The sequence below is a fragment of the Pseudolactococcus plantarum genome, assembly GCF_002441715.1.
GTDB lineage: Bacteria > Bacillota > Bacilli > Lactobacillales > Streptococcaceae > Pseudolactococcus > Pseudolactococcus plantarum.
This window is the reverse complement of the sequence record NZ_JXJX01000009.1, coordinates 105,993-117,414: the sequence shown is the minus strand read 5'-3', so window position 1 is coordinate 117,414 and position 11,422 is coordinate 105,993. Positions and strand designations below refer to the sequence as shown.

The window sequence follows — 11,422 nt, the reverse complement described above, 5'->3', positions numbered from 1 at the left end:
AGTGACTCTAAGATTTAAGGATAGCATCAGAGCGCCTAAATACTCATTAATGAGATCTTTCAACAGTAGACAAAACACCTAGAGGATATTCTTTTTCAAAGCATGAAGTTCAAAGAGCAAACGAACGAGGTTTCTCTCCAGAAAATATTGATTCGATAATATCAAATAATAATAAGAAAGGAAAGAAATGGAATATATAAATTACACAATGCTAAAAGAAGGCGTTGATTGCAGTTATGAAATAGGCATCTGGTCAGAAATAGAATCTTTTATGGCATATAACAATAAAAAGGTTGTTAAATATAAAAATAATTACTTGGAAAATGAAGAAAAATATTTGCTTGAAATCAGTTTAAAAGATTATAGCAAAGAAAATGCTTTAAATTTATTCCATAAACTAGTTTTATTTTTGGAATATAATTGTTTAACACTATACACAAAAGAGTTTTATGAAGATAGAACAGTGTTTAACCTTTTCTCAAAAAGCTTAGACAACTTTGGTTTTTTTATTGAAATAACTATCCTGTAGTCTTACTTTATATAGCATTATCAAAATTAAATACTGACTGATTTGCATACTATTTTGAAGTATCTGTATAAAGGATGGACTGAAAAGTATAAAAGTTGTTTTAATTAATAAGGGGAAAATGTTGAAATAAGCTATGAAAGGAAAATAGTTATGCAAGAAATGTTAAAAATCAATCATCCTAAATTTATCGGTAGTAACTATGTTTTAAATGCTGCTAATAAAGAAAGAAAAAAAGTTTATGTGTCTTTAGAAAATGATGTTTTTGAGGTACGAATAACTTTTGAAGGGTTTGTTTATGGTGTATTTTCTTATGATGAAAGCTTGTTACAAGGAAGAATGGCAGAACTAGCTAGATTAGCTAAACAAAATGATATTGTGCTTAGAGATGAGGAGGGCTATGTTTTTGAAATTAAAAAATCGACGTTAGTAGAATATACCCAACAAAACAGTTATCGTTTTTATGAACAAATAGGAGAAGAATTATTACATATCATTGTATATACAGAGAATGATGTTGTTGAATTAATTACTGATACTCTCCCTATGTTTACTATGTTCAAAAAGCTAGTATAAAAATCATTAGATGATGTGAGAGAAATTGATATAAATTTTGGTAATAAAATTCAGAATAATAGATAGATAATGGCAGGAAAATATGAAGATAATATGTGGTACTTTGAACAAATAAGTGTACCATTGTATCATTATTGTCTTCGGACAGAGAATAATATTGATATTGTTGCATTAACTTTGACTGATTCTCCAAATATAACAATTGTGGAGATAGAAGTGTACGATAATAGGCTTAAGGTAAAAGATAAGAGAGGTTGACTTTGAAGGAAATGAAATTTGGCCAAACGGGCCAAAAAACAAAAATAAAATGCCATAAATCTATAATAAAAAGAAAGAACCAGTCAAAGAAGCTGAGTGAACATTTTAAATTTTATGATTTCAAAAATCTTTCGCCCAATAATGAGTATCAATTCATTGTTGAATTTACAGATAATATTGAAGTAACTACCTATAGTGATATTAAGTATTCAGGTAACGATCTCGATTTTATTTATCAAATGGAAAAAATGAAAAAATTTATTAATAGGTTATTTCATTTCTTACCAGATAGCTATTGTATGGTTAGAAAATACGAAAAAGATTGGGTTGTTGATAGAAACCTTGCTGAAGAACTATCAGAATATCTTAGCGACCATGGTGTTAAAAATAGTTTTGACCAGTTGCTATTTCTAAAAAAAGGACGATAAGGCTATAGATTTGCTGATAGACTCAGTTTTTAAGTATAATAGCTTCATTCAATTTATATTTGAAGATTCTGCTATCGTTGTATCACCATCTGATCATTTAGATGTGTTTATATCTGGAGAAAATCTTTCGGATCTCAACAAAACGATATGTAAATGCTTGAGTATTTTTTCAGAAGAGAATATTTTAAAAATAAATAAAGTGTCATAATAAAAGGAAATAGCATAACCTATAAAGAGTTTGATGTCAATAGCAATATAGGTTCTGGGAGAAATGAGAATGGTAATTGATAGAATCAAGTATGAAGAACTAAAAAATTACAAGCAACTACTGTTATATCAAAATTATTATTTTGCCGAAATAGATGGAAATAATATATATAGACTAGAAGATTATATGAATGAGATAATCAAAGCATTTAAGTTTCCTGATGGAATGTTTAAAAATATAAATAGTTTTGATTCATATCTTGATTGGATGACAGACTTATCTTGGCTTTGTGGAAAAGAAGGTATCTACAAGAATATTAAGGGGTTCGCTTTGTTTATATATAATTTTGATAAAATGATGATGAGTACACCAGAGATAAAAAAAGAAATTATGGATTGCTTTAATGATTCCATAATTCCCTTTTTGGGCAGAAGAAGTGGCACATGTAGTTGTGGGAGGAAAAACCAAGGTATTTGATGTTTTCGTTGTAGATTGAGGGGCTTTGTTGAAAAGTTCCCGAAAATTTATTAAGAATACTTTATAGATTTATACTGCAGGATGACTTAGATAAAGAAGAGTAAACTGCTTATGATTTAGATAAAACATGGCAGTTTAAATTTCTATAATCATTTAGACTTGGAGTATCATCATCCATCAAAAAAGTAAGCGTTTTCGATATGATAAAAAAATGATATACTAAACTTATATAAGAGAGGTGCAAATATGGTGCAATTTAAAAAAAGATCACTATATACTTTTTTTCCTTTAGTTTCTATCATCAGTTTGGTATCTATCAGATTAATCGAATTAGATTATCCCACAAGGGAACCACAGTTATTTAGAGAATATTTATTTTTAAATCTTCTTTTCCCCTCCTTCTATCTATTTTTAATCGCTTATTTGATTCCGCTATTTATGTCTTTAAGACTGTCTAAATTAAGTGTTAAACTTTTAACTATATGTATATTAATTGTTTCTGGTTGCTATATTATCATTAGTTTATATGGTTTCTTTATTAAAAAAGAACCTGATTTATTACCACAAAAATTTGATATTATCATTGGAAGTGTAGTAGGCATTGCCTTAGGTTTAATATCTGCAGTACCAGACAAGTTATAATTATCTAAGCATAGTGTGATGTAAAAAATAGGATATCTTGATACAAAGCCAACAAAGTTTATTTTGTTGGTTTTGTTGTTTTCGAATAAATTTTTGACATGACATTTTGAAAGGTGTATAACAAGTGTGTGCTTAATTTACAGGTTTTCCTAAAAAATAGTGAGGCGGATGTAGTTTTTTATTTGATCCTCTATATTTTTTGTAAACTAGTTGATTAGCGGAGAAGCTATTCATAAAAAGGAGATAGTCTCATGGCAACTAAGTTTCAACTATTGAACTATTTATTTGTTGGTATTGGTATGATAGATGTATGGGTATTTGTAAAAATCTTCCCTACTATATATGTCGAATTAATATTGTTAATTCTCTTTATTTTAGGGGTTAGCATGAATATTTTCTTAAATAAAAAAAATAAACGAGCGTCACTTAAAAAAGATGGGGGCAACTTAAGAAGGTTAACGGCACAACAATATATGTTTGGCGCACTATTTTCATTTATTTATTTATTCTTATTATGCTCTACTGCACCATATACTCTGAAAATGTCTAGGATATATAACCAAGGATTCGATATCTTAATTGGGCTTATGTTTTTTTCTGCCATATTTTTTACATATAAATCATGTAATTACCTTTTTGAGGATGGCAGTCAGTTATTCATGCCTAGAATAGGTGGGGTCTATGTGAATCCCAAACATCCCATTGGGAAGCTATTCTTTTTAGCATTGTTTTTAATTCCCGTTTATATTATTTTATCAGCAATTTTCGGTGGTCCGATGCTGATAAATACTTAATGCGGTGCTATTACAAAATCTGACGATCAAAACAATATGTTTGATGAGCAAAAAATGCGTGAGGTCATAAAGTTGTCAATAGATTAGTGTCTCTTTGCATTTTTTTAAGTCAAAATAGTTTCATTTTTTTATCCCCTTTTATATAATGATGAGAGAAAATAATTTCACAGGAGAAAAAAATATTGGAAACATTTAAAAAAGTTGTTACACCAAAACGCGTTATATTTTTGATTATCTTTATTCTGGTCCTTATTTTTGGTTTTCAAAATATGAAACCAGCAACTGTCAGTCTTATTTTCATTTCTGTAAAGATTCCAGTCCTTTTCCTTATTCTAGGGCTATATGTTATCGGCGTGATTACAGGTTGGTCAATTAAACGTAGTGATGTCAAAAGATTAGTCGAGCAAGCAAATACCGAAACAAAAAAAGAATTAGATGAAATAAAAAAACATGTTAGAAAATAAACACAGTTTATATAAGACAATGCAACAGCCAACAGATTACCTTTTGTTAGCTGTTTTTTTAGTGCCTATTTTAACTAGCATGTTTATTTTATGTAACAAATAGATATGACTAGATTAAGTAAAAAGTCAATGCATACCCAGGACACGCTATAGTCGTATGTGGATGTGTTAATGACCTTAACGTATAATTCCCCACGCTTAAAGTCAAAACAGCACCAGCGCAGGCTCACCTTATGAAACTAGGTTTTTCCTAGTTTTTTTGGTATAATTGGAGTAATACATGATTCGTATTTGAAAGGCTGTAAATCAATGCAAGACAAAAATTTGGTTAGTGTGAATCTAGCCAGTGAAATGAAAACGAGTTTCATCGATTATGCCATGAGTGTTATCGTAGCACGCGCCTTACCAGACGTAAGAGATGGCTTAAAACCAGTACATCGTCGTATTCTTTATGGGATGAACGAACTGGGTGTAACACCAGATAAACCACATAAAAAATCGGCTCGTATCACCGGTGATGTTATGGGTAAATACCATCCACATGGTGACTCAGCAATCTATGAATCGATGGTTCGGATGGCACAATGGTGGAGCTATCGTCATATGCTAGTTGATGGCCATGGTAACTTTGGCTCGATGGATGGCGACGGTGCCGCTGCCATGCGGTATACTGAAGCGCGTATGAGCAAGATTGCACTTGAGATGCTCCGTGATATCAACAAAAAAACAGTTGATTTTATCGACAACTATGATGGTACAGAACGTGAACCAGTTGTCTTACCAGCACGTTTTCCTAACTTACTTGTAAATGGGACAACAGGGATCGCAGTTGGGATGGCAACAAATATCCCACCTCATAATCTGGGTGAGACGATCGATGCTGTGAAACTCATTATGGATAATCCTGATGCGACAACGCGCGACATCATGGAAGTTATGCCTGGACCAGATTTCCCAACTGGTGCACTCGTGATGGGGCGTAGTGGCATTCATCGGGCTTATGAAACAGGTAAAGGTAGCATCACCTTACGTGCCAAGTCAGAGATCGAAACGACAAAATCTGGTAAAGAACGTATCGTTATTACTGAGTTTCCATATATGGTGAACAAGGCTAAATTGCACGAACATATCGTGCGTTTAGCACAAGAAAAACGTATCGAAGGCATTACAGCAGTTCGAGATGAATCTAACCGTGATGGTGTTAGATTTATCATCGAAGTGCGTCGCGATGCCTCAGCAACTGTTATCTTAAACAATCTTTATAAGCTAACAAGTGTTCAGACAAATTTCAGCTTTAATATGCTTGCGATCGTTAATGGCGCACCGAAAATTTTGTCTGTTAAAGAAATTTTAACGCATTATATCACGCACCAAAAAGAAGTGATTGTCCGTCGTACACAGTTTGATAAAGAAAAAGCTGAAGCACGTGCACATATCTTAGCTGGTTTGTTGATTGCTTTACATGCAGATAACATCGATGAAATCATTAAAATTATCCGTGGGTCAAAAACTGATGCGATTGCCCAAGCAGAATTAATCGCCCGTTTTGATTTATCAGATAGACAATCTCAAGCCATCTTGGATATGAGATTACGTCGTTTGACCGGATTAGAACGTGATAAGATTCAAAAAGAATATGATGAGTTATTGGCATTGATTGCAGATCTTATCGATATCCTTGCTAAACCAGAACGTGTTGTTGCCATCATCAAAGATGAGATGGATGAGATCAAACGCAAATTTGCGGATGCGCGTCGTACAGAGTTATTAGTTGGTGAAGTCCTTAGTGTTGAAGATGAAGACTTGATCGAAGAAGAAGATGTCTTGATTACACTGTCTAATAAAGGCTATATCAAACGCTTGAACCAAGCCGAATTCCGTGCGCAAAACCGTGGTGGACGTGGTGTCCAAGGATCAGGCGTGTCAGATGAAGATTTCATCAAGCATATGGTATCGACATCAACACATGATCATCTCTTATTCTTTACTAATAAAGGCCGTGTCTATCGCATGAAAGCGTATGAAATTCCAGAATATGGCCGTCAGGCTAAGGGATTGCCGATCGTTAATCTACTGAAATTAGATGAGAATGAAACGATTCAAACTGTGATTAACGTTGAACGTTCAGATCAAGAACGTTTCCTATTGTTTACGACCTTACGAGGTATCGTCAAACGCACCAATGCCAATCACTTTGCAAATATTAGAACAAATGGCTTGAAAGCCTTGAACTTACGTGAAGATGACGAATTGGTAAATGTCTTGATGACAACAGGTGATGAAGAGTTAATCATCGGAACACATAACGGGTATTCAGTTCGATTTAAAGAAAATATCTTACGCGATATGGGCCGTTCGGCTACTGGTGTTAAGGGTGTTAACTTACGTGAAGGCGACTTTGTTGTCGGCTCAAGCACTATTAATGACAGCCAGGAAGTACTCGTTGTCAGTGAAAATGGATTAGGTAAACGCACTAGCGCAGACCAATATCCGACAAAAGGTCGTGGTGGTAAAGGGATCAAGGTCATGAATGTGACTGAGCGTACTGGTAAATTAGCTGGACTTGTCACAGTTAATGGCTCTGAGGATCTCATGTTGATCACAGATACAGGTGTTGTCATCCGAACTAACGTCGAAAATATCTCACAAACTGGTCGTAGTGCACAAGGGGTTAAAGTGATGCGTTTGGATGAAGATGCCAAACTCGTAACCTTTGCCTTAGTCGCATCAGAGACTGAGTTAGCGAGTGAAGCGTTGGCTGAGAGCGATACAAAGGATGCTACAAGTGACGCGCAATAAGCAATTTCTCTTGATATTTACAGTGCTTTTAGGGATTAGTTTGATATTAGTGTCTTGTGGTACTGACAAGCGAGACTTACGGACGAAACCCTATGTCAAAGAAGTGTTTGCGATGGGGACGTATATTAAGATCACGTCGTATGATAAAGGGCATGAAAAAGCGATACAAGCTGCTTTAGACATCGCCCGTGACTATGATAAAAAAACGTCTGTCAACCAGTCAGGTAGCGAGTTAGATGAACTCAACGCCCAGTCTGGAATTAAACCTGTCAAAGTTTCAAAGTCAGTTTATGACCTATTAGCCAAATCTTATAGCTATTCTAAAAAAGAAGCTGGGTTTGACATGATGATTGGTGCACTGACGAGTTTATGGCATATCGGATTTGATGATGCCAGAAAACCTAGCCAAGCAGAGATTGATCAAGCACTGCCACTCGTTTCATATGGCGCGATTCAGTTTGACGAAAAAAATCAAACTGTATTCCTACCAGTTAAAGGTGCTAAGGTTGATCTAGGTGCCATTACCAAGGGGTATGTCGCTGATAAGATGACGGATTATCTAAAGGCACATGGGGTGACAACGGCGATTGTCGACTTGGGGTCTTCTAGCCTATCTTTGATGGGGCACTCGCCTCGTGGTGAGACGACACCGTGGCGTATCGGGATCAAAGATCCTAATAAACAGGTTTCTGATCAAATCGGTTTCTTACAAGCTGAAAATGAGTCAGTGACGACATCTGGTATTTATGAGCGTTTCTTAAAAGTAGATGGTAAGGTATATCCGCATATTCTTGATCCAAAAACAGGTTACCCTTTTGAAAATGATATCCAAAGTGTGACGATTGTCAGTGAAAAAGGTGTAGATGGCGATGCTTTGTCAACAACAATTTTTGCGATGGGAACCAAAAAAGGCTATGCCTATGTCGAGAAGACAAAAACTATCGGTGCGATTTTTGTTGATAAAGATGATAAAGTTTATGTGACCCCAAACTTAGCCAAACGTTTTGAGCTTGATAAATCATCACATTATCAACTAGGCTCTACAGATGACTTACGCAACGAAAAGTAAAAGTTGCGGATGGAAGGTAATGAGTTGAAAAAATTTAGACGTATAGTAATTAATCTTGTCCTAGTGTTATTAGTTCTAGTGGGCTTGGCACTGATTTTTAATAAAGGTATTCGCAATATCATTATGGCGACACAAAGTAATCGGTATCAGATTAATAAGGTGTCCAAAAAGACGATCAAAGCTAACAATCAAAAAGGCGTAGGTCAGTTTGATTTTGATAAAGTGAACCCGATTTCTTTTGAGGATGTCCTTAAAAATCAATTTAATAATCAACAATTACCGGTGATAGGTGGGATTGCAATACCAGATCTTGGTATTAATCTGCCAATCTTTCGAGGTGTCGGTAATGCTGAATTGACTTATGGTGCAGGGACCATGAAAGAAAATCAAGTCATGGGTCAAGGGAATTATGCTTTAGCCAGTCATCATGTATCTGGCTTGACAGGTGCCCCGCATTTACTATTTACCCCGCTTGAGCGAGCTGAAAAAGGGATGATGATTTATCTCACTGATAAAGAAAAGATCTATCAGTATCAGATTCGTGATAAACAGGTGATGAAACCAACGCACACTGAGGTAATCGATGATCATCCAGGTAAGACTGAGGTGACACTAGTGACGTGTGATGATTTAGAAGCTATAAATCGTATTATTGTCTTTGCTGATTATGTGAAAACAATGCCAGAAAGTCAAGCTGACAGTAGTATAAAACAAGCGTTTGAAACGAGTTATAATCAAATGACTAATTTTTAAGAAGTAGGATAGTCAACCATGACTATCTTGCTTTTTTCATTGTGATTAGGATGATGAAAGCATAACAAGCCAGTGAGGTTTACTATCCTGACAGGATAACTTGCTTTGTCTTTTATGCTATAATTAAGAAGATAGTCAAACAGGAGAAAAGAGTAAAATGCATCCATTATTACAAGGTATGAACGACAAACAAAAAGAAGCGGTTGAGACGACACAGGGTCCTTTACTGATCATGGCAGGAGCTGGATCTGGTAAGACGCGTGTCTTGACACATCGGATTGCGTATTTAATCGAAGAAAAGCAAGTGAATCCTTGGAATATCTTAGCGATTACTTTTACCAACAAAGCAGCACGGGAAATGCGTGAAAGAGCAGTTGATCTAAATCCACGCGCACAAGATGCTTTGATTGCTACTTTTCATAGTATGTGTGTGCGTATTTTACGTCGTGATGCTGATCATATCGGCTATAATCGTAATTTTACCATCATTGATCCGGGTGAACAACGCACGTTGATGAAACGGATTTTAAAAGAGTTAAATGTAGACCCTAAAAAATTTACTGAACGAACAATTTTAGGGACGATTTCAAATAGTAAAAATGATTTAGTCACAGCCAGTCTTTATGAAAAACAAGCAGATGATCTCTATACTAATGTTGTAGCAAAAGCCTATAAACGGTATGAGACTGAGCTAAAACGTAGTGAGTCGATGGATTTTGATGATCTGATCATGAATACGATTTTATTATTTGATAAAAATCCAGATGTGCTATCTTATTACCAAGGCAAGTTTCAGTATATTCATGTGGATGAGTATCAAGATACTAATCATGCTCAGTATCAGCTAGTGCAACTATTAGCCAAACGATTTAAAAACCTATGTGTTGTTGGTGATGCAGACCAATCTATCTATGGCTGGCGTGGTGCTGATATGCAAAATATTTTAGATTTCGAAAAAGATTATCCCCAAGCTAGAGTGGTCTTGTTAGAAGAAAACTATCGCTCTACCAAAACAATCTTACAAGCCGCAAATGATGTGATCAACCATAACAAAAATCGTCGACCTAAAAAACTTTGGACACAAAATCATGAGGGTGAAAATATCGTCTATCATCGTTCAGGTGATGAGCGTGAGGAAGCGAATTTTGTGGCAGCTCAGATCAATGATGAGCTAAAGCTGAATCAACGTGCCTATTCAGATTTTGCTGTTTTATATCGAACAAATGCTCAGTCACGTGCGATAGAAGAAGCTTTACTAAAATCTAACATCCCTTATACCATGGTTGGTGGTACAAAATTCTATTCTCGTAAAGAGATTAGAGATGTTGTGGCTTATCTAAACGTTATTGCCAATCATAGTGATAATATCTCTTTCGAACGTATTGTAAACGAACCAAAACGTGGTGTTGGGCCAAAAGCTTTGGAGACACTACGTGCGTTTTCTGATCAACAAGACACTTCTTTACTTGAGGCGGCGCGTGATGTCACCCTCAGCTCACTCAAGGGAAAAGCGGCTAATGAATTGTTTAATCTTGCTCATATCTTATTAAACTTAGCAGATGATATCAATCAATTTACGATTACTGAATTAGTAGAGGCTGTATTAGATAAAACAACTTATCGGCAAGCACTTGAGATACAAACGACGAGTTTGGAAGCACAAAATCGGTTAGAAAATATCCAAGAATTCTTAACGGTAACTCAAAGTTTTGATAAAAAAGAACTAGAAAATCCAGTTGCTGATGAAACAGGTCTAGATAAGCTCAGTCGATTTTTAAATGATCTGAGTCTTGTTGCGGATACAGATAGTTATGATGAGACGTCTCAAGTCACTTTGATGACACTTCACGCTGCCAAAGGGTTAGAATTCCCTGTCGTCTTCTTAGTCGGGATGGAAGAAGGTGTCTTTCCACTTAGCCGTCAAGCAGAAGATGAGGATGAACTTGAAGAGGAACGCCGTCTGGCCTATGTTGGGATAACGAGAGCTGAGGCGATACTATATGTGACCAATGCAAGCACACGGATGCTTTTTGGTCGCACAAGTTATAACCAGCCATCACGTTTTCTACGTGAGATAGATGATACCTTACTGACTTATACAGGACAGGCTAGAAAAGCCAATACAAGTTTTAATGCAAGCTATAAATCAACGAGTACGCCAAGACAGTTTGGCTCTGGGGTTAGTTTAGCAGATGCGATTAAAGGTAGAAAATCGAGTGTGTCAACAGGTGTTAAAGCTGACGAAAAGACAGTTGCAGACTGGTCTATTGGCGACACTGCTCATCATAAAAAATGGGGAGAAGGTACCGTACTCGATGTCTCTGGTACAGGTGCTAATATGGAGTTGAAAATTGCTTTTCCTGAGATTGGTCTAAAACGGCTATTAGCTAAGATGGCACCGATCGAAAAAGTAGAGAAATAAGCAGTT

Annotated in this window: 11 protein-coding genes; all 11 read left to right on the top strand. The window is 35.6% G+C overall.

Annotated elements, in window-relative coordinates:
- The first annotated feature begins 187 nt into the window (after positions 1–187).
- The 11 genes from RU87_RS07185 (at position 188) to pcrA (ending at position 11,416) form a co-directional block, all read left to right on the top strand.
- The gene (locus RU87_RS07185) at positions 188–529 is read left to right on the top strand and encodes a hypothetical protein (RefSeq protein ID WP_096835834.1); all 342 of its coding nucleotides are present in this window, start codon (positions 188–190) and stop codon (positions 527–529) included.
- Between the two features lie 150 nt (positions 530–679).
- Complete coding sequence (locus tag RU87_RS07180) at positions 680–1,102, top strand: hypothetical protein (protein ID WP_068163199.1); 423 nt, start codon at positions 680–682, stop codon at positions 1,100–1,102.
- Positions 1,103–1,371: 269 nt separating this feature from the next.
- Positions 1,372–1,788, top strand: coding sequence for a hypothetical protein (locus RU87_RS07170; protein WP_143471396.1), 417 nt, complete (start codon positions 1,372–1,374; stop codon positions 1,786–1,788).
- A 277-nt stretch (positions 1,789–2,065) separates the two neighbouring features.
- Positions 2,066–2,473 (top strand): barstar family protein, encoded by a 408-nt coding sequence (locus RU87_RS07165; protein ID WP_068163208.1) that lies wholly within the window; start codon positions 2,066–2,068, stop codon positions 2,471–2,473.
- Between the two features lie 246 nt (positions 2,474–2,719).
- Positions 2,720–3,115 carry a hypothetical protein gene (locus RU87_RS07160; protein WP_068163211.1) on the top strand — a complete coding sequence of 132 codons (396 nt, stop codon included), beginning with the start codon at positions 2,720–2,722 and terminating at the stop codon, positions 3,113–3,115.
- Between the two features lie 251 nt (positions 3,116–3,366).
- Positions 3,367–3,909: a hypothetical protein gene (locus RU87_RS07155; protein WP_068163213.1), complete on the top strand. Its 543-nt coding sequence runs from the start codon at positions 3,367–3,369 to the stop codon at positions 3,907–3,909.
- Positions 3,910–4,091: 182 nt separating this feature from the next.
- Positions 4,092–4,373 (top strand): LapA family protein, encoded by a 282-nt coding sequence (locus RU87_RS07150; RefSeq protein WP_231860443.1) that lies wholly within the window; start codon positions 4,092–4,094, stop codon positions 4,371–4,373.
- 309 nt (positions 4,374–4,682) lie between these two features.
- A complete protein-coding gene (gene gyrA / locus RU87_RS07145; RefSeq protein ID WP_068163219.1) occupies positions 4,683–7,172 on the top strand; it encodes a DNA gyrase subunit A in 2,490 nt (829 codons plus the stop codon).
- Positions 7,159–8,241, top strand: a complete 1,083-nt coding sequence (locus RU87_RS07140) for an FAD:protein FMN transferase (protein ID WP_096835833.1) — start codon at positions 7,159–7,161, stop codon at positions 8,239–8,241. Before gyrA ends, RU87_RS07140 begins: the two co-directional genes overlap by 14 nt.
- Before the next feature lie 9 nt (positions 8,242–8,250).
- Entirely contained in the window at positions 8,251–8,994 is a 744-nt protein-coding gene (locus RU87_RS07135) for a class A sortase (protein WP_068163225.1), read from the top strand.
- 157 nt (positions 8,995–9,151) lie between these two features.
- Positions 9,152–11,416, top strand: coding sequence for a DNA helicase PcrA (gene pcrA, locus RU87_RS07130; protein ID WP_068163226.1), 2,265 nt, complete (start codon positions 9,152–9,154; stop codon positions 11,414–11,416).
- Positions 11,417–11,422 lie beyond the last annotated feature (6 nt).